Source organism: Pseudomonas sp. MWU349 (assembly GCF_017947325.1).
GTDB lineage: Bacteria > Pseudomonadota > Gammaproteobacteria > Pseudomonadales > Pseudomonadaceae > Aquipseudomonas > Aquipseudomonas protegens.
On the sequence record NZ_JAFEVP010000001.1, the window covers coordinates 1,486,806 to 1,511,678 of the forward strand.

23 protein-coding genes are annotated in these 24,873 nt (G+C 63.2%); 4 read left to right on the plus strand and 19 right to left on the minus strand.

Translation table 11 applies throughout. The annotated features are described in order from the left end of the window. Nucleotides 1-52: 52 nt before the first annotated feature. Together KCG88_RS06410 and KCG88_RS06415 are read right to left on the minus strand one after the other, a co-directional pair. Complete coding sequence (locus KCG88_RS06410) at nucleotides 53-547, minus strand: DUF934 domain-containing protein (protein WP_065363961.1); 495 nt, start codon at nucleotides 545-547, stop codon at nucleotides 53-55. Next, a complete protein-coding gene (locus KCG88_RS06415) occupies nucleotides 544-2,217 on the minus strand; it encodes a nitrite/sulfite reductase (RefSeq protein WP_047286347.1) in 1,674 nt (557 codons plus the stop codon). Before KCG88_RS06415 ends, KCG88_RS06410 begins: the two co-directional genes overlap by 4 nt. A 267-nt stretch (nucleotides 2,218-2,484) precedes the next feature. Between KCG88_RS06415 and ccoN the strand changes: the two genes are divergently transcribed. Next, nucleotides 2,485-3,912 carry a cytochrome-c oxidase, cbb3-type subunit I gene (gene ccoN / locus KCG88_RS06420; protein ID WP_011061125.1) on the plus strand — a complete coding sequence of 476 codons (1,428 nt, stop codon included), beginning with the start codon at nucleotides 2,485-2,487 and terminating at the stop codon, nucleotides 3,910-3,912. A 62-nt stretch (nucleotides 3,913-3,974) separates the two neighbouring features. Beyond that, nucleotides 3,975-4,193 carry a cbb3-type cytochrome c oxidase subunit 3 gene (locus KCG88_RS06425; protein ID WP_210712002.1) on the plus strand — a complete coding sequence of 73 codons (219 nt, stop codon included), beginning with the start codon at nucleotides 3,975-3,977 and terminating at the stop codon, nucleotides 4,191-4,193. A gap of 124 nt (nucleotides 4,194-4,317) precedes the next feature. Here the strand turns inward: KCG88_RS06425 and KCG88_RS06430 are convergent, their stop codons facing one another. Together KCG88_RS06430 and KCG88_RS06435 are read right to left on the minus strand one after the other, a co-directional pair. Beyond that, a complete protein-coding gene (locus KCG88_RS06430) occupies nucleotides 4,318-4,809 on the minus strand; it encodes a hypothetical protein (RefSeq protein WP_210712003.1) in 492 nt (163 codons plus the stop codon). Nucleotides 4,810-4,992: 183 nt separating this feature from the next. Continuing rightward, entirely contained in the window at nucleotides 4,993-5,781 is a 789-nt protein-coding gene (locus KCG88_RS06435; protein ID WP_210712004.1) for a helix-turn-helix transcriptional regulator, read from the minus strand. A gap of 78 nt (nucleotides 5,782-5,859) precedes the next feature. Between KCG88_RS06435 and KCG88_RS06440 the strand changes: the two genes are divergently transcribed. Further along, the gene (locus tag KCG88_RS06440) at nucleotides 5,860-6,552 is read left to right on the plus strand and encodes an aspartate/glutamate racemase family protein (RefSeq protein ID WP_210712005.1); all 693 of its coding nucleotides are present in this window, start codon (nucleotides 5,860-5,862) and stop codon (nucleotides 6,550-6,552) included. Between the two features lie 133 nt (nucleotides 6,553-6,685). On the opposite strand, the gene KCG88_RS06445 is transcribed toward KCG88_RS06440, so the two are convergent. The 15 genes from KCG88_RS06445 to KCG88_RS06515 form a co-directional block, all read right to left on the minus strand. Beyond that, the gene (locus KCG88_RS06445) at nucleotides 6,686-7,198 is read right to left on the minus strand and encodes a GNAT family N-acetyltransferase (protein WP_047286341.1); all 513 of its coding nucleotides are present in this window, start codon (nucleotides 7,196-7,198) and stop codon (nucleotides 6,686-6,688) included. A 474-nt stretch (nucleotides 7,199-7,672) separates the two neighbouring features. Next, complete coding sequence (locus KCG88_RS06450) at nucleotides 7,673-8,650, minus strand: LysR family transcriptional regulator (protein WP_210712006.1); 978 nt, start codon at nucleotides 8,648-8,650, stop codon at nucleotides 7,673-7,675. A 181-nt stretch (nucleotides 8,651-8,831) separates the two neighbouring features. Continuing rightward, nucleotides 8,832-9,788, minus strand: coding sequence for a peptidylprolyl isomerase (locus KCG88_RS06455; RefSeq protein WP_047286339.1), 957 nt, complete (start codon nucleotides 9,786-9,788; stop codon nucleotides 8,832-8,834). Further along, nucleotides 9,785-10,270 carry a YbjN domain-containing protein gene (locus tag KCG88_RS06460; protein ID WP_210712008.1) on the minus strand — a complete coding sequence of 162 codons (486 nt, stop codon included), beginning with the start codon at nucleotides 10,268-10,270 and terminating at the stop codon, nucleotides 9,785-9,787. Before KCG88_RS06460 ends, KCG88_RS06455 begins: the two co-directional genes overlap by 4 nt. Nucleotides 10,271-10,290: 20 nt before the next feature. Continuing rightward, nucleotides 10,291-10,938 (minus strand): DNA repair protein, encoded by a 648-nt coding sequence (locus tag KCG88_RS06465; protein WP_210712009.1) that lies wholly within the window; start codon nucleotides 10,936-10,938, stop codon nucleotides 10,291-10,293. A gap of 17 nt (nucleotides 10,939-10,955) precedes the next feature. Further along, on the minus strand, nucleotides 10,956-12,659 hold the full coding sequence (locus tag KCG88_RS06470) for a putative porin (protein WP_210712010.1): 1,704 nt from the start codon (nucleotides 12,657-12,659) through the stop codon (nucleotides 10,956-10,958). Nucleotides 12,660-12,699: 40 nt separating this feature from the next. Further along, nucleotides 12,700-13,416, minus strand: coding sequence for an energy transducer TonB (locus KCG88_RS06475; RefSeq protein ID WP_047286335.1), 717 nt, complete (start codon nucleotides 13,414-13,416; stop codon nucleotides 12,700-12,702). A 3-nt stretch (nucleotides 13,417-13,419) separates the two neighbouring features. After that, nucleotides 13,420-13,845, minus strand: coding sequence for a biopolymer transporter ExbD (locus KCG88_RS06480; RefSeq protein ID WP_047336681.1), 426 nt, complete (start codon nucleotides 13,843-13,845; stop codon nucleotides 13,420-13,422). Between the two features lie 11 nt (nucleotides 13,846-13,856). Continuing rightward, nucleotides 13,857-15,674, minus strand: a complete 1,818-nt coding sequence (locus KCG88_RS06485; protein WP_210712012.1) for a MotA/TolQ/ExbB proton channel family protein — start codon at nucleotides 15,672-15,674, stop codon at nucleotides 13,857-13,859. 20 nt (nucleotides 15,675-15,694) lie between these two features. Beyond that, nucleotides 15,695-17,371 carry a ShlB/FhaC/HecB family hemolysin secretion/activation protein gene (locus KCG88_RS06490; RefSeq protein ID WP_182999901.1) on the minus strand — a complete coding sequence of 559 codons (1,677 nt, stop codon included), beginning with the start codon at nucleotides 17,369-17,371 and terminating at the stop codon, nucleotides 15,695-15,697. A gap of 32 nt (nucleotides 17,372-17,403) precedes the next feature. After that, a complete protein-coding gene (locus KCG88_RS06495) occupies nucleotides 17,404-18,006 on the minus strand; it encodes a transposase (RefSeq protein ID WP_047286332.1) in 603 nt (200 codons plus the stop codon). Nucleotides 18,007-18,534: 528 nt separating this feature from the next. Continuing rightward, the gene (locus KCG88_RS06500; protein ID WP_210712013.1) at nucleotides 18,535-19,647 is read right to left on the minus strand and encodes a class II histone deacetylase; all 1,113 of its coding nucleotides are present in this window, start codon (nucleotides 19,645-19,647) and stop codon (nucleotides 18,535-18,537) included. 66 nt (nucleotides 19,648-19,713) lie between these two features. Beyond that, nucleotides 19,714-21,177, minus strand: coding sequence for a cytosine permease (locus KCG88_RS06505; RefSeq protein WP_210712014.1), 1,464 nt, complete (start codon nucleotides 21,175-21,177; stop codon nucleotides 19,714-19,716). Nucleotides 21,178-21,330: 153 nt separating this feature from the next. Then, nucleotides 21,331-23,118 carry a choline dehydrogenase gene (locus tag KCG88_RS06510; protein ID WP_210712016.1) on the minus strand — a complete coding sequence of 596 codons (1,788 nt, stop codon included), beginning with the start codon at nucleotides 23,116-23,118 and terminating at the stop codon, nucleotides 21,331-21,333. Nucleotides 23,119-23,281: 163 nt separating this feature from the next. Beyond that, nucleotides 23,282-23,641, minus strand: coding sequence for a cupin domain-containing protein (locus KCG88_RS06515; protein ID WP_207239149.1), 360 nt, complete (start codon nucleotides 23,639-23,641; stop codon nucleotides 23,282-23,284). Between the two features lie 113 nt (nucleotides 23,642-23,754). On the opposite strand from KCG88_RS06515, the gene KCG88_RS06520 reads away from it, so the two are divergent. Beyond that, entirely contained in the window at nucleotides 23,755-24,741 is a 987-nt protein-coding gene (locus tag KCG88_RS06520) for a LysR family transcriptional regulator (protein WP_210712017.1), read from the plus strand. Nucleotides 24,742-24,873: the final 132 nt, after the last annotated feature.

Consider the following 24,873-nt stretch of genomic DNA (forward strand, 5'->3'; position numbering starts at 1 on the left):
AACGTTTATTTATTCTAGAAATTACATTAACCAGAACAGCCTGGCGTCATCCTCAGCGCCGACGGAACAGCGGCCGCGGCTCGATCACCGAGCGGCCATACAGCACGCTCATCCCCGCCAACCCTTTGAGTGCGTCCAGCGCGCACTTGTCTTCGCGCACGGCAAAGCTGTCGAAACCGCATTGGCGCATATGGCTCAACTGGTCGCGCAGCACATCGCCAATCGCTCGCAGTTCGCCCATCCACCCCAGGCGGGTACGCAGCAGGTAGGCCTGGCTGTACCCCCGGCCATCGCGAAAGCTGGGGAAGTCCACGGCGATCAGCGGGATCAGCTTGAGCCAGGGCTTGAGGCTTTCCACCTCGTCGTCCGGACCGATCCATACGCCGTCCCGGGTCGGGTGATGCTCGATGCGGCGCATCAGCCACAGGGCCAGGGGCAGAATCAGCGGCCCATCCGGCAATGCGTCGTCGACCCCGCGCACCAGGCTCCAGGCATCGTCTTCCACCCGTTGGGCTTCGCCTTCGTGCAAACGCAGCAGGTTGTTCATGCCAGCGCCTCCACGGCCTTGGGGTAGACCCGCTCCTTGAACGGCTCCAGGCCGATGCGCTGCAGCGTCTCGACGAAGGGTTCGTCGCTTTCCCGGTAGCGTACGAAGGTGGCGATGATGCGTTCGATCACCTCGGGGATTTCCTCGGCGCTGAAGGACGGGCCGATCACCTTGCCCAGGGCACTGTCACGGCCCTTGGCCCCGCCCAGGGTGACCTGGAACCACTCGCTGCCGTTCTTGTCGACGCCGAGGATGCCGATATTGCCGATGTGGTGGTGACCGCAGGCGTTCATGCAGCCGGAAATGTTCAGGCTGATGTCCCCGAGGTCGTGGAGGTAGTCCAGGTCGTCGAAGCGCTGCTGGATGGCCAGGGTAATGGGGATCGAACGGGCGTTGGCCAAGGCGCAGAAGTCACCGCCCGGGCAGGCGATGATATCGGTCAGCAACCCGGCGTTGGCGGTACCAAGCCCGTGTTCGCAGGCCCGCTGCCAAAGCTCGAACAGGCGCGACTTGGGCACATCCGGCAGGACGATGTTCTGTTCGTGGGCAATGCGGATCTCGCCAAAGCCGTAGTCCTCGGACCAGTCGGCCACCGCCTCCATCTGCTGGCCGGTGACGTCACCGGGTGGCGAGGCCGGGCCCGGCTTGGTCGACAGCACCACGCAGGTGTAGCCCGGCACCTTGTGCGGGTGCACGTTGCGCGCCACCCAGCGGGCGAAGGCCGGGGACTCGGCCAGGTGGCTGCCGTACTCCAGGTCGGTTTCCGCCAGGCGCTCGTAGATCGGCGGCACAAAGGCACTGGCCACCCGCTGATATTCGTCCTCGGTGAGTTGCGCCGGGCCGTCCCTGAGGTGCTGCCACTCCTCCTCCACTTCCCTGGCGAAGGCCTCGATGCCCAGGGCCTTGACCAGGATCTTGATCCGCGCCTTGTACTTGTTGTCGCGCCGCCCGTAGCGGTTGTAGACCCGCAGCACCGCCTCGACATAGGACAGCAGGTGCTGCCAGGGCAGCCCGTCGCGGATCTGCAGGCCGAGAATCGGCGTGCGCCCCAGGCCGCCACCGACTATCACCCGCAGCAGCATCTGGCCACTGCGGTCGCGGTACAGGTACAGACCGATGTCATGCATCATGATCGCCGCGCGGTCCTGCCTGGCCGAGCAGATGGCGATCTTGAACTTGCGCGGCAGGAACAGGAATTCCGGGTTGATGGTGGACCACTGGCGCAGGATCTCCGCCAGGGGGCGCGGGTCCAGGTATTCATCGCCGGCCACCCCGGCAAAGGCTTCGGTGGTGATGTTGCGCACACAGTTGCCGGAAGTCTGGATGGCGTGCATCTCCACTTCGGCCAGGCGCTGCAGGATGTCCGGCACCTGGGCCAGCTCGATCCAGTTGAACTGCAGGTTCTGCCGGGTGGTGAAATGGCCATAGCCGCGGTCGTAGTCCCGGGCGATGCTGGCCAGGGTGCGCATCTGCCGGGCGCTGAGGGTGCCGTAGGGAATCGCCACCCGCAGCATGTAGGCGTGCTTCTGCATATACAGGCCGTTCTGCAGGCGCAGGGGCAGAAACTCCTCCTCGCTCAGTTGGCCGCCCATGAAGCGCTCGACCTGGTCGCGAAACTGCGCCACCCGCTCAAGCACCAGGGCCCGGTCATAGTCGTCGTACTGGTACATGTCCCTACCTCATCGAAGCTGATCGTGCTCTAAACGGCGCGTGTTGTGAGGGGGCGACTATGCGCGTACGGCGCAGAGCGTTACAGATTCAGGTAAAAACTAAAAAACCATATCAGCCAAGGCTGCACCACCGTAGGCATGAGGAAAATCTGATCCGTATTAATGCGGTTTTTCTGAGCCTGTTTTGTTTCCCCGCTGATTCCTACAGTGCACCCCGTGCCAGACCGGGTGGCCTGGCAAGACTTTGCAACCGTGGAAGCATTGACCATGAACTCAGCAACAATCGGACAGGCCTACAACTACAAGGTGGTTCGCCAATTCGTCGTCGCAACAGTGGTATGGGGCGTGATCGGCATGGCCATGGGGGTGTGGATTGCCTCGCAACTGGTATGGCCGGAGATGAACCTCGACCTGCCCTGGAGCACCTTTGGCCGGCTGCGGCCACTGCACACCAGCCTTGTGATCTTCGGTTTCGCCGGCAGCGCCCAGTTCGCTGCCAGCTACTACGCGGTACAGCGCACCTGCCAGGTGCGGCTGTACTCCGACACTCTGGCTGCCTTCACCTTCTGGGGCTGGCAGTCGGTGATCGTGATCATGCTGATCACCCTGCCCCTGGGCTACACCACCACCAAGGAATACGCCGAGATCGAATTCGCCGGCGCGGTGTGGATGGCGGTGGTCTGGGTCGCCTACGCGATTGTCTTCTTCACCACCGTGGTGCGGCGCAAGAGCCAGCACATCTACGTCGGCAACTGGTTCTTCGGCGCCTTTATCCTGGTGATCGCCATGCTCCACGTGGTCAACCACCTGTCGATCCCGGTGGACTGGTTCAAGTCCTACCCGGTGTATTCCGGGGCCACCGACGCCATGGTCCAGTGGTGGTACGGGCACAACGCCGTAGGCTTTTTCCTGACCACGGGCTTTCTCGGGATGATGTACTACTTCGTGCCCAAGCAAGTCGGGCGCCCGGTGTACTCTTATCGCCTGTCCATCGTGCACTTCTGGGCCTTGATCACCTTGTACATCTGGGCCGGCCCGCACCACTTGCATTACACCGCGCTGCCGGACTGGGCCCAGTCCCTGGGCATGGCCATGTCGCTGATCCTCCTGGCCCCGAGCTGGGGCGGCATGATCAACGGCATGATGACCCTCTCCGGGGCCTGGCATAAGCTGCGCACCGACCCGATCCTGCGCTTCCTGGTGCTGTCCCTGGCGTTCTACGGCATGTCCACCTTCGAGGGCCCGATGATGGCGATCAAGACCGTCAACGCCCTGTCCCACTACACCGACTGGACCATCGGCCACGTACACGCCGGTGCCCTGGGCTGGGTGGCGATGATCACCTTCGGGGCCATCTACCACATGGTGCCCAAGGTCTTTGGCCGCGAGCAGATGTACAGCGTACCGTTGATCAACCTGCACTTCTGGCTCGCCACCATCGGCACCGTGCTGTACATCGCCTCGATGTGGGTCAATGGCATCACCCAGGGCCTGATGTGGCGCGCGGTGAACGAAGACGGCACCCTCACCTACTCCTTCGTCGAGGCCCTGGTGGCCAGCCACCCGGGGTTCGTGGTGCGTTTCGCCGGCGGCGTGTTCTTCCTCAGCGGCATGCTGCTGATGGCCTACAACACCTGGCGCACCGTGCGCGTTGCCGATGAGCGCCTGGCGCTGAGCGACGCCCGGATCGCCTGACCCACCAGCCCCACGCCGGTCCCCGTGACCGGCGTGTTGCGTTTCAGGGAGCCTGAAAACCCATGGACATACTGTTCAACCTGCTGGGGGTGGCGTTTCTCTACCTCTGCATCGAGTACTACCTGCGTCACCAGAGTGCCAAGAGCCTGGACGATGCCAGCCTGATCCCCTTCGCCGACGACCCTGATGTCGCCCGCCGGGTGGAACTGGCCACGGGCAAGAAGGTCAACGCCGTGGCCCCGGAAGAGCCCAAGCCGGGTTGGATCAACCTGGACATGTAACCCACCTTCTCCTGCAGGCTACCCCCGGTAGGAGCCGGCTTGCCGGCGAAGAAACCCGCACGCTTTGCACCACTTCAACCAGCCGACTCTGGCCAGCCAGCGCCGGCCCCGGAGCCATGCCGGGTCAGGCGCGTTCACGGGGGATCAGGCTCTGCAACTGAGCGGCGAGGAAATTGCCGTCAAAGGCAAAGACGTCAGGGTCCTTCAAGCCGTTGGTCTTGCGCCATTGCCAGCCGCCCGAAGCCTCGCCGACCAGGGAGACGCTGCCCAGCCGCGCCGCAGTCAGGCCGATCACTGCCAGGGAAATCTGCCCTTGGGGGCCCATCACATCCGGCACGAACTCCACCGGTTTGCCGGCGATGTGGATGGTCAGCTTCTCGCTCTTGAAGGTCGAGGCCTCCAGCGGCACCGCCGGGCTGAAGGCCACATAGGGCTCGCGCTGCAACGCCAGCAGGTCCGGCAGCAATACCGGCGCCAGCCAGTCTTCGATCTGCCCGAACAATTGATGAATGTGACGCGCCCAGACCACCGACTGGCTGTCGAACAGCTGCTTCTTGTGGGCTTCACTGGCCGCGTAGTGGCGCAGCATCTCGCCCAGTTGCTGGATATCGTCCATTGCGCTGTGTCCCTGGCTTCGCCCCTTGAGAACAGCAGGTCGCCGGCCCTGAGCATGGCAGATGCCGGTGTCGGGCGTTGAGTTGTTTGCCCGCCGCCTCGCCGAGCCCTGTAGCTGCGCCCACCGATAATGACCCTGCGGGCCGCTGGCGGCGATCACCGGCAAGGCGTTACCAGGCAAAATCTACAGCGCGGTATGCGCCGCTCGGCGCTGAAACTGCAGCCGGTACTGACGCGGCGTCAGGCCGGTGGCCTGGCGCAAGGCGCTGCCCAGGTGGGACTGATGGGCAAAACCACAGTCCAGGGCAATCGCCGCCAGAGGCAGGTCCGTGTGTTCCAGCAGCCGCCGGGCCGCTTGCAGACGCACTTCGGTGATCCAGGCATGGGGCGTGATGCCTACAGCACGACGAAAGTCGCGCAGCAGGCGCAACTCGTTGTGGCCGTAGGTCAGGGCCAGCTGCGCCAGTGACAGGGGCCGGGCGTATTCATCGGCCATCTGTTGCAGCACCTGCCCCAGCTCCGGGGCCGGGGCTGGCGCTGCCCGACCGGGCTGGGCCAGCCCCAGAAACGCCAGCGCGCATTGCTCCAGAGCCAGCTCATCGGCCTCGGGCGCCAGCAGCAGGCGCCTGGCTTCGCGCCCCAGGGCCAGGGCGCGGGCATGCCCCGGGCTCTGCATCCGGCGCTGGCCAGGAACCAGCGGCGTCGCGCCCTGCCAGCGCAACAGCAGGTATTCGCCGCCCATGGCGGATTCGGAAAACACTTCAATGCCTGCGGGCGTCAGGGCCAGGGTGCCGGGCCAGGTATCGAAATCCTCGCGGCGGTCGGAGTCGATGGCATGTACCCCGCGCTGACGCTCCAGGGTCACCCCCAAGGTCTGCCACTGGGCCGGATCGCGGGCGCTGTAGGCCGCGGCCGGCAGCAGTTGCAGCAGCAGGCGGCCGTCCAGCAGGCGATGTTCGAGCACCTGGGGCATGTGAAATTTCCTGATAGATCGCCACCCGTGGCGGCGTGAAACTGAGCCTTACCCAACCGCACCACAGAGGAGTTGCCCATGCGCACCATCGGCCTGATCGGCGGCATGAGCTGGGAGTCCAGCGCCGAATACTATCGCCTGATCAATCAGCAGGTTCGCGATCGACTGGGGCCGCTGCGTTCAGCGCGGCTGTTAATGTACAGCGTCGACTTCGGGCCTGTCGAACAGGCCCAGCATGCCGGGCGCTGGGACGACGCGGCGGCGATCCTGGTGGAGGCAGCCCGGCGCCTGGAAGCCGGCGGCGCCGAATGCGTGGTGCTCTGCACCAACACCATGCACAAGGTCGCCGGGCAGATAGAGGCCGCCATTGGAGTGCCCTTTTTGCATATTGCCGACCCCGTGGTGCAGGCCGCCCAGGCAGCCGGCACCCTGAGCGTGGGGTTGCTGGGCACGGCCTTCACCATGGAGCAGGCGTTCCTCAAGGGCCGCCTGGAAGACCGGGGCCTGAAGGTACTGGTGCCCGATGCAGCGCAGCGCCAGGCGGTGCACCGCATCATCTATGAGGAACTGTGCGTGGGCATTGTCAGCCAGAGCTCGCGGCGGCTGTACCAGCACGTGATCGACGGGCTGCAGGCCCGTGGTGCCGAGGCGATCATCCTCGGCTGCACGGAAATCGGCCTGCTGCTCAAGCCCGAGCACAGCGCCCTGCCCCTGTTGGACACCACCGAACTGCATGCCCGGGCGGCGGTGGATTTCGCTTTGCTGGAGTGAACGTCAGAGCCCGCAGGGCCTTGCTGGGCGACCACCTGTCGAACCTCGGGCGGCCTCAAGAACCCGGCATCTGCTGCGGAGCCGGTCGTCCGAACGCGGCCCGAGCCTGCGGCAGCGGCGACACGAACCGGCCTCAACGACGCAACCGCGCCATGCTCAGCACATCGACATAACCGCCATCGCGCACGGCGTAATCGCGCAACTGGCCTTCGGTTTCGAAGCCGAATTTGCGGTACAGGCCGATGGCGGCCTGGTTGTCGGCATACACCGTCAACTCCACCCGGCGCAGGTTCATCCAGTTGTCGGCCACCTCCAGCACCGCCGCCAGCAGGCGGCTGCCGATGCCCTCGCGTTGCCAGGCCGGGGACACGCCCATGCCGATGCCGGCGCAATGGGCCCGGCGCACCCGCGCCACCTGCAGCAGGCTGCAACTGCCGATCACCGCGCCCTGGTGCAGGGCAACCAGGGCCACCAGCCCCTCGTTTTCCTGCCCCTGCCCGACGCGCTTGCGCCACAACTCGCGGGACTGGTAAGGCAGTTGCAGGGTCTGGGCCGCCACACTGGGTTCGCTGTACAGCGCCGTCAGGCCGTCGATATGGGTTTCGTTGCACCGCTCGATGACGATGGCGGGATGGGCGTTGGGCATGGCGAGGTCATCCTTGAAGCCGAAGTGTCCACCGAGTGTAAGGGCATGCACCTCTGGATGACGAGGGCAATGGAGCGCGTTGGCCGGCAAGCGGCGGTCACCCAGGCCCCTCCGTAGGCGCTGGCTTGCCAGCGAAGGCGTTTCCGGAGCCGGCGCAGGGCTTGCGGGCCCTTTCGCCGGCAAGCCGGCTCCTACATGGAATAGCGGTGGATGCCCCTGGTAGGCGCTGGCTTGCCAGCGAAGGCGTTTCCGGAGCCGGCGCAGGGCTTGCGGGCCCCTTCGCCGGCAAGCCGGCTCCTACACGGAATAGCGGTGGATGCCCCTGGTAGGCGTTGGCTTGCCAGCGAAGGCGTTTCCGGATCCGGCGCAGGGCTTGCGGGCCCCTTCGCCGGCAAGCCGGCTCCTACACGGAATAGCGGTGGATGCCCGCTCGTGGGCGCTGGGGTGAATATCTGCAAGAGCGGGCAGGTCCGTTCAGACAAACCAGTCCTGGCGTTCGCTGAAGGTACTGAGGATCAGTTCCACCAGTTGCTGTACCGGCTCTTCATGCTCCACCTGGGCATTGACCGCCAGCCAGGCGCGGCGTTGCATGCTTTCCTCGAACAGGCCCGGCAAGGCGGTGAGGCCACGGTCGAAGCGGCTCATGTACTGCGCCAGCAGGCCAATGCAGGCGCTGCAGCGGATCATCTCCAGCATCAGTTCATAGGAATGCACCTGCACCACCCCGGCCAGGCGCTGCTCCACCAGGCTGTTCCAGGGCCGGAACGGCTCGATATGACGGTCGTGCTGCCACTGCACCAGCATGTAGTCCGCCAGGTCGTCCAGGCTGTCGGGGCGGGCCGCGACCCGGGAGTAGCGCTTGGCGATGTGCGGCAGGTAGTCGATGCGCGCCAGGGGCATGGGTTCGCGGGTGGCGAAGCTGGGGCCCGGCAGGGGTGAATCCTCGGCCGCCAGCCACAGCACCAGGTCGGCGCTCAGGGCCTGCAGGGACAGGTCGCTGTCGATGGAGATGATTTCCAGCCGGGCGCTGGCATTGCGCCGCAGCAAGGCGATCAGGTCACGGCCAAGGATGTCGTGGAGGATGGTTTGCGCCACGGCCACGCGGATCAGGGGTTGCTCGATCACCGGCAGCCGCCGCTGGTGGGCCAGGGCTATCAGCTGGGCCTGCAGTTGCAGGCCTTCGCGGCTCAGGCTCAAGGCATTGCCCTGGTAGCAGAACAGCGAACGGCGCAGGTGCTCCTCCAACTGCGCCAGTTGCTTGCGCAGCAGCGTGGCCTTGATGTTCAGGCTGCGGGCCGCCTGCATGAAGCAGCCGCAACGGGCGCTGACCAGAAAGTACTGGGCCACCGCAGGTTCGATGCCGGCGGCCAGGGCCAGCCAGGCTTCCCGGGGTTCCTGGGGCGCGGTGTATGGCGCAAAGCCCTGCAGTGGAGCGGGTTCGAGAAAGGACATCGGTGACTCCCTGTCTTGTTGAATGTTGCTTCCTTGGCGGGCGGACGGCGGTGATCGTGAGATCGCCTTCGCTGGCAAGCCAGCTCCTACAGTTGCCGGTGCTGCGTGTTGCTTCGTAGGAGCCGGCTTGCCGGCGAAGGGGCCCGCAACCCTTGCGCCGCCTTCGCTGGCACGCCTGCACCTACAGTTTGTCCTCCAGGACCTGGTTCAACACCGCGCCATCGATGCTCAGGGTCGCGGTGTTGAGCATGCCTTCCAGGTAGGCCTTGGCGATCTGCTCCTGGCGCTGGGCGCGCAGGGCCTGGGTCAGGCGATCACGCAGTTCGTCCAGGCTGGCGGTCCGTGCCGGCTGCTGTTCGGTGAGCTTGAGCACGTGGAAACCCGCCGCGCTCTGCACCACCTCGGACACCCCGCCCACCTTGAGCCGGGCCACCGCGCTACGCACCTCCGGCAGCAGTTGCGCCAAGGGCTGCAGGCCGGAGTCGCCACCGCGCTGGGCGCTGTCCCGGTCCTGGGAGTACTGCGCCGCCAAGGCGGCAAACTCCCCCGGTGCGGCCTGGGCCTTGCGGCTCAGTTCCTGCGCCTGGCGGCGTACCTGCTCGGCCGCCTGGGGCTCGGCGACCCCGAGGAAGATCTGGCTGACCCGGTACAACGGCGGCGTCATCCACGCCGACTTGCCGCTGTCATAGGCCTGCTGCAACTCCGCCGGGCTGGGGTAGTCCGCCGGCACCTGGCTGACCGACTGTAGATAGTCGCGAAACACGATCTGTTCGGTGGCGGCGCGGGTCTGCTGCTCCACCTCCGGGCGCTGGCGCCAGCCCTGGGCATCGGCCTGCTCCAGCACGGCCTTTTGCGCCAGCCGTGAACGAATCCAGGCTTCCAGCGCCGGGCGATTGCCGCGCAATTGCCCCCGGGACTCCTCGGGCAGGCTGGCAAACAGGCTCTTGAGTTCCTCGGCCGCCACCTGCTGATTGCCCAGGCGCGCCACGGCGGGCGTAGACGCCACTTGTTGTTGCAGCAGGGTCGGGGCCGGCTGCTGCGCCGCCACCGGGTCGTTGCCCGGGCGCAGGGCCAGGCCCAGCGCCAGGCCGAGCAAGGTCAGTGCCCCGGCACCGACCACCAGGGTGGGCTTTTTCACAGGGTGGCCACCTCTTCCCGGGGTTGGCTTTGCGTCGCCTGGGGCACTTCGGCCCGGGCCTGCAACTGGGCCGCCTGCTGGCTGTATTCGCGCAGGTAGACGATAAACTCCTGCAGCAACCGATCCCACAGCTCCAGCTGGCTGCGCAGGTGGCTCTCGCCGACGCCGGCCACCACCACGTCCATCTCCATCACCAGGAATTCGCCCTGCAGCGACAGCCGGGCAAAGCGCCGTGAGGCGTTCCACAGTTGCGCCAGCCCCGCCGGCAGTTCGCCCTGCACCCGCAGCGCGCAGCTGTAGGTGAAGTCCACGTAGTGCCCGGCTTCGCTGCCCGGGTTGCCCAAGCGCACGGCGTAGCCGATGCCCTGGCTGGCGCTGAGCAGTTGCACGATGCCGTTCTGTTCGGTCTGGTTGACCCGGTAGCCGGCGCCTTGCAGCAGGTCGGTGAGGCTGTCGGTGGTGACGCTGTTAATCAAGGTCATGGTCATCTCTTCCCTGGTGATCAGTGGGTGCTCGCCGCCCGGGGGGCGTCGAACTGGGTCTGGTAAAGCTCGTCGCCAAAGCCCTGGGCCAGTTCCTCGAACTTGACCCGGGCGCTGCCGGCGAAGGGCTGGCGGATTTTCACCACCTCGGCCACGTCGATGTTTTCGTAGGCCGTCAGGATCTGTTTGGCGATGCCGTACATCTGCTGATTCTTGACCGCACATTGCTGCACTTGTGTGTCACGCTCGCTCAATTGCGCCTGCAATCTGGCCCGTTCGGCTTCCTTGCCCCGTGCCAGCACCAGCAGGTCTTCATAGGCCTTCTTGAACTTGCCCAGTTGCTCGTTGCTGGCGGCCGCCTGGGCCTGGGCCTGGTTGTGCAGGTTCTGCTGCTGGCCGGCCAACTGCTCTGCCACACCGCGGGTCTTGGCCAGCTCGGCGGTCAGTTGCTTGACCTGGGCCTGGGCCTCCCTGGCCGCGTTCTCGGCGGCAACCCGCGCCGCCGCGGCCTGGGCCTGTTCGCTTTGCAGGGCCTGCAGCTGCTGGGTGGTACTGCGCAACTGGGTGCGCAGGCGCTCCTCCATGCCTTCGCCACTGGCGCCGACACTGGCCAGCACGCCCCAGACCAGTAACAGGCTCGCCGCCCATGCCCTTGCTCGGCTGTTCATAACCTTCCTCCCTGCACTTAGAAGCGCGTGTTGAGTTCAAGCTGCATCACGTCCACCTCGTAGCGCGGCCCGTAGACTTCCGAGGCGCTCATGTAGCGGGCCGTGGCGTAGATGTTCTTGTCGATGCCGTAGTTGCCGCCCAGGAAGTAGCCCTTGGCGTTGGTGCCCCCCAGGTGGAACGAGGAGTCGTTGAAACCGTCGGGCAAGGCGTCGGGCTGGATGTACTTGTAGCCGGCCAACAGGTTCCAGTCCCCGGCCTTCTTCATCTCCAGGGCGTTGCCCAGGGTGAACTGCACCATCAGCGCATTGCCGCCGCTTTCGAACTGGCCCTGGCTGTTGATGTTGTTGACGATCTCGCCTTCGCTGCGCTTGAGCATCTCGCCCTTGTCGTAGGCCAGGTTGCGGATGTAGTTGGTCTGGCTGCGCAGGCGCAGGTCGTCCGGCAATTCGGTGTCCCAGGCCAGGTTCAGATCGAGCACGTCGAACTTGGAGGCCAGCCCCACGAACTGCGGCTGCGGGGTCAGGCCCGGCGTGGCCGGGTTGGGGGTGATGTTGCGCAGCAGGAACACGCTGTTGCCCTTCTGCATGAAGGCCACCCGCGAGCCATCGGTGTCGCAGCCCGGGGCCCCGGCCCAGGGTGCGCAGGGGCTTGAGCGCTGGCCCTCGATGTCGTCGAAGCGGTAGTAGGCCAGGGCGCCCTTGAGGCTGTTGCTGCGGTTGATCTTCCAGTTGGCGCCGACCTGCCCGCCGAACAGCCACTTGGTGTCGCTCTCGTTCTTGTCGAAGCCGTTGCTGGTGGCGGTGTCGTTGGTGTACTCCACCGGGAAGGCGCCGAGGGTGCCGAACAGGCCCCAGTCGCTGCTCAGCTTGTGGTTGAAGATAGCCGCCACGCCGTCGAAGTTGAGGTCGTTGGAATACAGCATGTCGGTGGAATAGAACGGGTTGGCGATCCGCCCGCCGGTCAGGGTCAGGTCCTGGGTGGCTTTCCAGGTCAGGTAGCCCTGGTCGAGCCAGATGTCCTTCTTGCCAAAGCCGCCGCCCAGGGTCTGGGTGGTGGACACCGGGTTGTTGTCCGAGCCGGTGCCGATGCGGATGCCCGCGGTCCATTCCGGCGAGATCACCGCCTTCATCCCCAGGCGTGCCCGCAGGCGGAACAGGTTGTCACGGTCCTCGCGGGTGTTGAGCAGCGGCGGCAGCTTGCTGTTGGTGTCCTTGTTGACGTCGTAGGGGCCACTGTCGTTGAGCTTGGCGTAGTCGACGATCTCGTTGCTGTTGTTGTCGGCGAAGAACCGCGACTCGTCGCGCAGGCGGATGTCGCCGTCGAAGCTGATGCGCGAGATCCAGTCCGGGAAGGTGTTGGGCTGGGCCCAGTTTTCCTGCTTGGCGGTGGCCATGACCTCGGCCTTGACCTGATCGCGGATCTGGTCGCGGACGATGGCCGGCACGTATTGCACCCGCACGTCACCGGGCGCCGCAGCCGGGCCGGTGGCCGCCACGGCGGTGGCGGCGGTGGCGGCGCGGGCCTGCTGGGCTTCTTTCTCGGCCTGGGCGATCAGCCCGTCGGCCTGCTCCTGCTTCAATACCCCCTGCTGCACCAACAGACGGATCAGGTTGATCGTGGCGTTCTCCGAGGGCGCGGCCGCGGCGGCCGTGGCCTGGCCGGCCAGGGTCAGGGCGACCATGCCGAGCGCCAGGGTCAATCGATTCACGGTGGAAATCATCTGCACACAACTCCTGTAGAAACTGCAAATAGGGGTTTGCTCATTCCGGTCGCCGGCCCTTGAGGGACAGGCGTACCGGCAAAGTCAGGGAAGCCGGCATGCGCTCTTTCAGGCGCGGCGTGGCCCGCAGCGCCGCCAGCACCTGCTGGTCGGTCTCGGGGTTGCCGCTGGAGCCGGCCAATTCGGCGCGGGTCACCTGCCCGTCGGCGCCCAGCCACAGGTCCACCTGCAAGGCATAGGCTTTCTTGCGCAGCTCCGGGTCTTCGCGCAGCACGCGCTGGAAGGTCGCCGCCAGGTACTGCTTGTAGGTCCCGGTGCCCAGCCCGCCGCCACCGGCACCGGCCATGCCGCCGCCCTTGCCGGCGCCGACGTTGAAGCCGTCGTTGCCGGCCTGGGCGTCGCCATCGATCTGCATCGGGTTGGCCAGATCGTCCGCTGGCGATGGCGGCGCCTCTTCCTCCGGCTTGACCTCCTCGGGGGTCGGCGTGGGCTCGGGTTCCGGCACCTTCTCCTCCACCGGCTCGGGCTCCTTGGGCTTCTCGGGAGGCGGCGGAGGGGGCGGTGGCGGGGGCGGCAGCGGGATGATGGTCGGCACCTTCGGCGCTTCACGGCGCACCCCGGCCATGTCATTGGCCCACTGCCACAGCAGCCAGGCCGCCACGGCCCCCAGCAGCAGCCCCGCGCCCCACTTGAGCAGGCGCACGGCTCGCGGCTTGTGCTGCACCGGCGGCAGCTGGATCGGTTGTTGTGCGGTCATGGCTCAGCCCTGGCTCGGTTTGCCGGTGACCAGGCCGACCTGGGACAACTCCAGGCGGCGCAGCAGGTCGAGGACTTCAATGACCTTCTGGTACTGCACCGTGGCATCGCCGCGGACAATGATCGGGAAGTCCGGGCTCTGCGCCTTCTCGATGCGCAGGCGCTCTTCCAGCTCGCCCAGGGTGACTGGATAGGCATCGAGGAACACCTGGCCGCCATCGTTCACCGAAATGGCCTTGGTCTTGGCCTCCGAGAGCGACACCGAGGCGCTGGCCTTGGGCAAGTGGATCTGGATGCCCGAAACCTGGGCGGTGGCGGTGAGGATGAACATCACCAGCACCACCATCAGCACGTCCACCAGGGGCGTGATGTTGATGCTGTCGACAGCGGCGTCGTCTTCGTCGTCATGGGAGGCGTTCACGGAAGCCATGGCAGTTCTCCTCAGGCCGGAACCGACGCGTTGCTGTGACTGACCCGCCAGTGGGCGTTCTCGCTGTTCTGGCTCTCGCCATGCAGCTCCGCCAGCCGGGTGATGAACTCGTCGACGAACACCCGCATGTCGGCGCCGACTTCCTTGTTGCGGGTGATCAAGCGGTTGTAGCCAAACAGCGCCGGAATCGCGACGAACAGGCCCATGGCGGTGGCCAGCAAGGCCGCGGCCATGCCCGGTGCAATGGCGTTGATGTTGACGTCACCGGCCATGGCGGTACCGAGGAACACCACCATGATCCCCAGCACCGTGCCCAACAGGCCGATGTAGGGGCCGCCGGCGATGGCGTTGGACAGGGTCGAGAGCTTGGAACTCAGTTGCTGGTTTTCCCGGGTGCGCACCCCGTCCATCGAGCAGCGGATGGCTTCGATGGTGGCCGCCGACACCGAGGAGGTATCGGCGCCCTGCTCGCGGCGGGTGCGGATCTCTTTCACCGCCACCAGGTACAGGCGCCACAGCGAGGAGTGCTCCAGCCGGCTGGCCAGTACCTGATCGTCGGCGAACATCTCCAGGCGGGTGCCGACCTTGGCGAACTGCTCGCGAAACAGCCCGTTGGCAGCGCTGACCCGGCTGACCATGCGGTTCTTGCGCAGCATGATCACCCAGGACTGGATCATCATCCCCACCAGCACCAGGATGATCACCCAGGCATCCACCGGCACCGCCTTGAGCAGGAAACCCAGGCTGCCGAAACCAAAACCCGACTGTTCTTCATCGACGCCATAGGCCACCAGCTTCGACTCCGCGCCCTGGGCGCTGGCATCGGCCAGGATCAGCGCCGCCGGACGCGCCACCTTGGACAGGCGCAGCTCGTCCAGGGCCCCGGTGAAGGGCTGGAAGTGACTGGCCTCGGCCCCGGCGGCGGGCGGCAGGTCGGCACCGATCGCCAGCACCGAATTGAAGGTGGGAATGGCCTGGGCCAGGCTCGCGGTTTCGCGGCCATTGACATACAGCGCCAGTCGGCTGCCCTCGCCGCTCAGGGCCAGGTGCTGCCACTGCCCCGGGTTCAGCGGCTGGGTGGAAGCGGCGCGCTGGCCGTCCACTTCGACGAAGGGCATGCCCTGGTTGATACCGATCAGCAGGCTGCCGGCACCTTCGCGGCGGGCCAGCAGCAGTTGTTCACCGCTGGCCTGGTCCAGGCGCACCCAGGCGCTGAAGGTGAAGGCGCCGCCGGCGTTGTGCTGCAGCGACGGGCTGGCCGGCAGCAACAGCGGCTGGCCGCTGAACTGCAGGGCCCGGCCGATCACCCCGTCAACCGCCGCGCCGATGGCATTCTGCGCGGTGTTGCCGTAGGCGGTGGTGTCTTTGGCCGGCGTGCCGTTGCTGCCGTCGAAGTGGTAGATCGCGGTGTAGCTGGGGTCGAAGGTCAGTTGGCCATTGGCCGTGCTCGGGGCCTTCGGGTTGCCGTAGTACATCCAGATGTCCTGGCGCTGGCCGCCCTCGACCTTGGGCACATCGACCCAGATCAGCGCCATGCCCATCAGCGGATCGAAGCTTTCGATCTGGTGGTTGAGCACGGTCTTGTCATCGGCGGCGACAAAGCGCAGGTCGGCGCCGTCTTCCTTGACCCCGTCGAAGGTGAAGTTGCCGGTGTGCAGGCGCACCAGCAGCGCAGTGCGGCCCAGGGCCTCGTTGATGGCCGCGCCTTGCGGGGTGGTGTCCACGCTGATCTGCTTGCGGTAATGCCAGTCGTCCTGCCACCAGGCATGGGCCGTGGCCGGGAGCACGAAGCCCAGGCAGATCAACAGGCTCAGGAATAAGCGTTGCATGTGAAGGGTCTCCGTAAAAGTCAGAACGTCGCTTGCACGCTGAAGTGCAGGCGCGGGTCGTATTTCTGCGTGTTGGGGCCGTCCTTGAGCGGGTAGCCCCAGTCCAGGCTGCCGGACAGCCACTTGCTCAAACTGGCGCGGGTGCCCAGGCCGACACTGGCCAGGCTGTATTCGTCCTCCTGCTCGGGCAGCGGGTCGTGCAGCGACAGGTGCGCGCCTTCGGCAAAGGCGTAGAAGCGCCACTCCTGCACGTAGCTGCCGAGGAACTTGGCCAAAGACGGCGTGCGCAGCTCCTGGGAAAACAGGTAGCCCTCGTCCCCGGTGCGCTCGGCGGCCAGGTAGCCGCGCACCGAGGTGGCGCCGCCGGCGGAATACTGCTCGTTGGACACCAGCGGCCCCGAGGCCAGCTGGAACGCCGCCTTGGACGCCGACTGCCAATCGTTGGCGAAGGTGTAGGTGAAATTCAGGTCGCCCTTGAGCACCGAGAAGCTGGCGCTGGCCTCGTCGCGCTTGTAGTGAAACTCCTCGGCATCGCTGCCGTAGCCGAAGAAGCGCCGGGTGCCGACGATCAGGTTCAGGCCCAGGCCCAGCTGGGCTTTCTCGCTGTAGCGATAGCCGTTGTAGCCAAAGGTCATGGGGGCGTACTTCAGCGGAATCTGGTCGCTGCTGCGGCCAAAGCGCATCTCTTCGTCGAAGTCCTTGAAGTCCACACCCACCGACAGCGAGTTGGCCCAGTTGCCCGCGGCGGGCAAGGTGTAGATCGCCGACACCCCGTAGGAATGGCCCTTGCCCAGCACATTGCTGCCGCCGATGGTGGCGATGTTGCTATCGGACTGGTAGCCGGAGAACTGCAAGGCCCAGCGATCACTCAGCGGTGCGGTGTAGGAGCCGGACCAGACCTTGGCGTTGTCGGTGTCCTGGGGCGCGGTGAAATAGGTCAGGGAAATGCTGTGGCCCAGCTGCCAGAGGTTGTCGTAGCCGACGTTGACCACCGTGCGAAGCTTCTCGGTGTCGGCGCTGTAGTCGTTGTTCAGGCCGACACTGGCGTGCCAGGGGTTCTGGTCTTCCACTTGCAGGTCCACATCCATGGTCCCCGGGCGCTGGCCTTCGCGCACCAGCGGCATGACCTGGCGCCCGGCGCCGCGGTTGAGCCCGGCCAGCTGGCTTTGCACCGTGGCAAAGTCCGGTACCTCGCCTTCTTTCAGCGCCGGCACCTGATCGCGGATCTCCACCGGCGAATAATGCTTGGCCCCCACCACCCGCACCCGGCCGACCTTGGTTTCACTGACCTGCAGGTAGACGATACCGTCCTCGACCTTCTGCTCCGGCAGCTCGACGAACACCGACTGGTAGCCGCGCTCCTGATAGACCTTCTGCAGCGCATCCCGGGCGCCTTCGATATCGGCCAGGGCCTTCTGCGGGCCGAGGAAGGGATACACCGCCTCCTCGATGGCCCGGGCATCGAGCACCGTATTGCCGCGCACGAAGTACTCATTGACGTCCACCAACCGCGCCGCCGCCGAGGCTTCGACCGGGGCCGGCTCGCCCTCCTCGGCCTGCACCGCCGGCACCAGCGCCGCTAGCGCCAACCAACCGCACAACGGCCACCAGCGCCCGCCACTGCCCGGTCGCCCTGATTTGCCCAGATGCTCCACACCGCCCCCTAGAAGTCTGAAAATTGGCGCGCACGCGCGCATTGCCGTCGCCGTCTGCACAGCGTTTGGCCGATTCAATTGCTGGTGATCGAGGTGTTTTCGTGGCGAGCCAGCCAGGTGTGCAACAGCGCGAAGTTCAACGAGAACTCAGGCATTTGCAGCAAGGCACCGCAGAACACTTCACCGATGATTTTCTGGATCAACTGCACCGCCCGCGGGTTGTTCAACAGCGTGGCGATATCGCGACTGAGGACACCGAAGCTCCAGACCTTCTGATTCAGGTCCAGGCCGACGAACCAGCGAAACAGCAGGTTGTAGCTGAGCTGCTCATAGAGTTGCTGCTCGCTGGGCACCGAATACAGCAGCTGCAACAACAGAATGTGCATCACCGTGCGCGGCGCAATCAGCATCCCCGGCTCGGCGTTGAGGCCCTGGAGCAGGTCGCGGTGCTGATCCAGCAACTCATCGATCTGCGGGCGCAGCAGCACCAGCGAATGCCCCGGCGGGATATAGCTGGCCACCTCCTTCAAGGCGCCCTGCCAATCATCCTGGGAGACGATCCAGACCCACGGCGCGCCGTAGCGATAGACCGACACCGGCTTCTTGCGCGCGGCCTCGACAATCTTCGACAGCCGTTGATCCAGCTCCTGCATGCCCACTTTCGAGTAGCGTTCCATAGTCCCCATAGCCTCACTCCCGGCGTCCCGCCTCGGCTTAAAAAAGTGGCCTGGCGGCCCCCTCAAGCGCGTTACATACCCAAGACGCGCGTGGCCATGTGCTACCGAACTTTTGTCATAAAAGCTTCATTCACGAGAACAACGCGCGAACGTTGTAGGAGCCGGCTTGCCGGCGAAAATCGCCGCCAGGGCAGCGCTGGGCTGTCGTTATTCCGCGCACCACCAGACCGCCCTCTTCGCCGGCTTGCCGGCTCCTACGGGAGGGAATTGTTGTACTGGGGAAGGCTTGAAAATGCGCCGCCCGGACGGGCGCTCTGTTTCACAAGCAAGACCGCACCATTGGGCGTGCTACATGCCAAGGGGGCCGCACCTTTGCTGCGTGACAGTTGCTACCTGTTGCGTGTGATGGGCTGGCGGCTGCAAGCCCGACGCGTGGACGCTCCGCGCTGCCGGGCGGCGCGGAGCATTTCATATGGGGTCGCAGATATGTGCTTTGCGGACTACGGTCTTTTAAAATTGAAATTTGCGCTAGCTTGCGCTCTTGGTCCCATCTGGCACGCCCATGATTAGTTGCTCACACTCTCGTATCACGGCGTCATGGTGGGGCAATAAATGTTGCTCCGGAAGATTCGCAACTGTTTTGATCCAGGGGTCTTCGACTGCCGTGCTCCGCTTGGCAAGTGTTTCGACTACAGCTAGCCCGCAGAATGGCCCCATAAGCGGGTCATAGCCGCCTTCATGCACGGCAGCGACTCGTGAATTGCATACCTCTTCGGCCAGATTCATCACCACGGTCGTTAATTCCCTATATGCCGCGGAGTGAAGAAGCTGGCGGCCGAACGGATCCATTGCTGCCGAGTCGAATCCGCTTGCGATCACGATGAGATCCGGTCGAAAACGGCGTACTGCAGGCACTACGACACGCTCAAAGGCCCCCAAGTACGCCTCTCGCCCCGAACCCGCAGGAAGGGGAATATTGAGGTTGGCGCCCAGTCCTGGTCCGCTTCCGGTGTCTTGTACCTTTCCACGCCCGATGGGATAAAGATCGTCCTGATGCAGAGAGATCGTCAGCACCGACGGGTCGTCGTAAAAAAGAGTCTCGGTCCCGTTACCGTGATGAACATCCCAGTCGATGACTGCCACTCGTGCCACGGCTCCCGTTTGCTGAAGATGCCGAATCCCGATCGCGGTGTTGTGGAAAATGCAGTAACCCATTCCCTGACTGGCAATCGCATGATGTCCAGGTGGTCGTATTAGCGCGTAGGCATTGGTCACGTTGCCCGATACAACTGCATCGAACATCGAGATGACAGCTCCTGCTGCGAGCCTGGCAATTTCCGCAGAGCCAGGCCCAACAGGAGTCTCACCATCGCCTGCATCGCTCCAAGCAGGGCTGGTCGGATTCAGGATCCGATCCACATACTCCTGTGTATGTACCCGCAGCAGGTCGGCCTTCGAGGCCGGGCCAAAAGGTATCGAAACTAGGTGCTGTTCAAGGCCGCTGCGCTTGACGAGACTTGCGAAGCGTCGTTTGGTATCGCCCTTTTCGGGATGATCGATGGGTTCCTGCCACGGTAGGCTCCAAGCCCGCGTGTCATGGGTCAGAAATCTTTCGTCCCAAATCCAGCCTGTTTTTGTCATGGTTAAACTCCACATTTTCGTGTCTTTGAGGGATTAGTTCCTTACCAGAACTAACGCCTGCTCTCGTCATAGTTCGCCGGTTATTCCTTCCTGTTCCACCAGCAGCCGCTCGTAGTTCAAATTAAGAGTCCGCGATGTAAGCAAATAGAGGAGACTAGCGACCAACAGCCCCACAAACATTGATATATCGATATCACCCATCCTGTGTGCGACCCATCCAGTGAAAGGGTCGGTGACAAAAAATGGCACCATCGTCATGAGTGCTCCGATATAAGCGACGTTTCCCTGCCATCCCCACCGACCGTAAATACCTGCCGGATTGAAAAGTTCGTGGATCGAGTAACACCCCTTGCGAACGATGTAAAAGTCCACCAGGTTTATCGCAGTCCACGGTGTGAAGAGATATGCCAAAAATACCAATACGTTTCCGTAGAACACATTGAACTGATCCTCTCCAACCATTGCCGCTACAACTCCCACGGACAGCGTCATCGCGACGATTGTGATGCCCCTCAAAAACAGCGATGGCCGTACCCGACGAAAGCAGTCCACGATCGAAATCAGTGTCAGGCTACCGCCGTAAGCGTTGAGTGCCATCACCACCAAAAGCCCCACAAACAGCAGCGCGACAGCAATTCGACCACCTCCTGCCACCAGGGCGTCACCGCCTTGAGCGATGGCTATGATGATTGAGGCGCCAGGGGCCGCAGCGGCGAGCAAGGAGCCAAGACCGATCACCCACAAGGCTGATATCGCTGATGGCAGATAGGTCCACAGGAATGATGATCGCGTGGAGATGCTGGGAGGAAGGTAACGGGAGTAGTCAGATACGTAGGGGGCCCATCCAAGTTGAAAACCCGCCACAATCACGAAAGTTGTCGCAAACGCATGCCATTCAATGGGGCCCGGAGTGAACGCGCCCGAAGGGATTCCAGCCCGCGCCACCGCAGCAAAGGTGAGTATCACGATCGTCAAGGCAAGCGGTGCGACCAGAAATCGATTCACCCGATGAATCCACCGGTAGCCGTACAGTGCCAAAGTGCCGGCGATCAATACTGCAATTGGGAACCCCCAGGAAGTTGGAACTCCCAGGAGAAAATGCAGACTCGATCCAGCAAGAATCGCGTCGGCGACGTTGTAGTTGAAGTAGTTAACAAAGGCGAAAACCCAGACTGTGATCGCAGCCCCTAGAAACCCGAACTGCGCTCTTGACTGTACTAACTGAGGTAAGCCCAGATGAGGCCCTTGCGAAGAATGCAGAGCCATGAAGAGGGTTCCGAACAACGATCCGAGCACGGTCGCAACCAGAATCCAAAACAGTGAACCGCCAAGCGCCAGGGTTGTAACACCGGTAGCCATGGCAGTCAGGTTGATATTTGCAACTAACCAGACCGCGCCCAGATGTCGCACCGTGCCATGACGCTCCGCCACCGGCACGAAATCTACCGAGCGTCGCTCCGCACCATCGAGCCGGCCCTGCTGACTTGCAGATATCGCAGTGGCTGTTTTCCCGTTAGATGTCGTTCTCATTTTCTTATTTTCCTAATTGAGATTTATCGGGACTGCAGTATCAACGCTTCATTTATCGAGTTTTTGGGGCACCCTCCAACTTCCGGTCAGCCGGCTCCACTTCTGCTCATCCAAGGGACGCTGCAGTGATTCGTTGTCAGCAGACGCAGTGACTCAGACCGCTACAGACGGCAGCTGTCGGCCCTTGGTGCTTTCCAATAACGCGGCGGCTAGTTGCATTCGATCACTGGAATAGTCTCGGGAGATGTTGGGGCTGCGTTGCCTGGTGGCCCATTGCGGATCCGCCAGCAGCTCGGCACCCAACGCTTCCGGTAGATGTCGGCCTCGGATCAAATCGGACAGACGCTCGGCCAACATCAGAGTGGGTGCCTGCAAATCTCCAGCTGTGGCAGCGGGCATTAACGAGGCGTCCACAACCCGGAGAGCTTCGACGCCACGCACTCGACCATCGGGCAAGGTCACCGCAGTCCCGTCGCTGCCCATGCGACAGGTTCCACAGGGATGGTAGGCACTTTCGAGTTTCTGCTTGAGAAATGCATCTATGGCAGCATCCTCATGAACTGACGCACCCGGCGCCAGTTCTCGCCCCCGATAAGGAGCGAAAGCTGGTTGGGAAAAGATCTCTCGGGTCAGACGAACGCAGGCCCTGAACTCCGTCCAATCATCGGCATGTGTCATGTAGTTGAAGCGCACCCGCGGCAGGCTTTCCAGACGGGCGTCATGCAGCCTGACCCAGCCGCGGCTCTTTGAACGCTTGGTACCGACGTGCACCTGAAAGCCATGCCCGGGGGCGAGTGTCTGCCCGTCATAGGAGATGGCTAGCGGCAAGAAGTGAAACTGGATGTCGGGATAGACAATACCGGCTCGGCTACGAATATGTCCGCCGCTCTCGAAGTGATTGGTCGCACCGAGCCCGCGCCGAGTGGCGAGCCATTCGATACCGATCTTCGCCTTGCCCAACAGGCTTTGAGTGGGAAACAGACTGACCGGCTGGGTGCACTCCATCTGCAGGTAGAGTTCCATATGATCCATCAGGTTTTCGCCCACTTCTGGCGAGTCGTAAATCACCGGGATCCCCTGCTGCACAAGCTCCCTCGCAGGCCCCACGCCCGAGCGCTTGAGGATCACCGGAGACATGATGGCTCCAGCTGACAGGATGACCTCTCGCGTTGCCCTGGCTTGGGCAAGCCTGCCCGCTACCGAGAACAGCACACCTGTCGCCCGTCGACCATCGAACATTACCCGATCGACGAGGCCGCCCTTGATTACACGGACGTTGCCCCGGCCTATGGCTGGCCGCAGGTAGGCCCGGGCAGCGCTCATGCGACGCCCGTTGAACACGTTCATTTCCATCGGCCCGAAACCTTCGTGCTGCCGACTGTTCATGTTGTCGCTTAAAGCGTATCCAGCCTCATTACCGGCTTTGACGAAGGCCCGATAGAGTGGGTTGGTTTCCGATCCGCGCTTGATATGCATCGGACCGTCAGTCCCGCGCAGAGGACCTCCGCCTTCGACGTTCTCAAGACGCTGAAAGTAAGGGAGCACGTTCGACCAGCGCCAGCCATCAGCACCTAGCGCCTCCCATAACTCATAGTCCATGGGATTGCCGCGAACCCAGCACATCCCGTTGATTGATGAGGAACCGCCCAGTCCCTTACCGCGGGGTAAATTCACCTGCCGCCCTCCCAAGCCAGGCTCGGGCTCAGTCTTCATTCCCCAATTGAAGCGTTTAGTATTCATCGGAATCGACAACGCGGCCGGCATAGAGACGATGACCGAGGCGTCGCTACCACCCGCTTCAATCACCAATATTCGCAAGTCAGGGTTTTCACCAAGGCGATAGGCCAATACGCAACCGGCTGCGCCGGCGCCCACGATGATGTAGTCATAACACCCCTCGTCATGCAGGCTGAGTGACGATGTTTGTTCAATAGTAGACATGATGCTGATTCCCACAGACGTAAGACTGGAGGCAGATCCTTTCGCCTCGCCAATATTTGCGCCAGGTTCAGAGGCCGTTTGATTCGAGGAGCGAGTTCTGGGGCTGGGCTTTGTCATGGTGATAGGACGAAACCAACTCACGCCCAATTCGGACCTGAGCTGACTAGCCAACAATCACATAGAACTTCCGCATCGGAACTGGCTGACGCCAGACCCCACGGAACCCTTTGGGCACCAGAAAGGAGTCACCAGGGGTATAGGTTTCGCAGAAACCGTCAGCCTCAAGAGTGACCTCGCCTTCCAGCACCACCATGAACTCATCAACCGGATAGTGCTCGTAACGCTCGGTGTAAGGCTCGCAGCGCCAAATACCTGACTTCACCGGGGGTTCGCTACGGGAGAAGTAAGCATGGTCCAAGCCCATTGGCCGGCCTTCGATCAGCTCGGCATGTTCAAGAGCCACGTTCGGCGATTGCTGCCAGCCAGTTGGACCAGTCGAAGAGAAACGAATTGGTAGGAGCATTTTTGACACCTCGAAATTGCGTGCGGGGATTGACGCCCAAGCTAAAGTCAGGCTCCTATGCGGACAAGTGACAAGATTTAAGCCTGAGTCACTTTCAGTTACGGAGCGCCTTCTTGAGAAAACACCAGTCGCTTACAGCGCTTCGCGCCTTTGAGGCCGTTGCTAGGCTCAATAGCATCTCGTCCGCTGCGCAGGAGCTGCATGTAACGCGTCCAGCAGTGTCTAAACAGGTTGCACAGTTGGAGAGCGACATGGGCTGCGCGCTGCTCCAGCGTACGGGAAATGTGATTTGCCTTACTTCGTCGGGCCGCGAGTTGTTTGCGGCCTTGCAGCAAGCATTCGAGTTGATCCAACTGACCACCGATACGATCAGCCGACGGGCACAGCAGGGAGAGCATCTACGGGTGCTGGTATGCCGGGACTTCGCGTCAAGCTGGCTGGCGGGTCAAGTTGGGAAGTTCCTGGTTGCCAATCCTGGGATCTCCGTAGAAATCACTGCCGAAAACAACTTCAGCTTTCGCCTCGATGAGGACTTCGACTTCCGGATTTTCTACGGCGTGCACGGAGCTAGGGCTAGTGGAAGGCTAGAAGAAACTGAACTGTGCCGGTGGATAGATGTTCTTGTCTGCACCCGTTCCTTTGCGGAAAGCTATCTAGGTGAAGGTCACAAGCCTTGCGAAGCGCCTTACCTAATCGATGCCAATTATGATGTCTGGGACGAGTGGTGCACCCTAACCGGGCTGGACCCTGGTGGTCCGCGTCGCCATCAGACAGTGTTCAACGAAACCACGCTTTGCCTATCAGTCGCCGCATCAGGGGGCGGTCTGACAATCGGCGACAGCTTCCTTGCACTGCCCGCCATCCAAACGGGTGAGTTGGTCGTCCCTTACCCACTGGGTCTGGTCAGCGCACAGAACTACAGTCTGTACAAACCCAAGACAAGACCGAGCTCATCGGCTAGCCAAAAATTTGAGATTTGGTTACGCAACTCGATAGAGGCCTACCAAGTGACAGTGCGGCAAGCGCTTGCGGAAAAAGGCATTCGAGTGGTGGAGCGCACCGATGCTATCGCCCAAAACTCGGATGTCAGTGGAGCGTGAAGGAACAATTACAAAACGCCCCCCTAACTGCAATTTCGCTTCTGCTCATATCGGTAAGCGGACCAGAGAAACTCCCTTTGATATTGCCTCGTCTATCCAGAAACCTATCAACCGGCATGGGTCGAGCAGTGC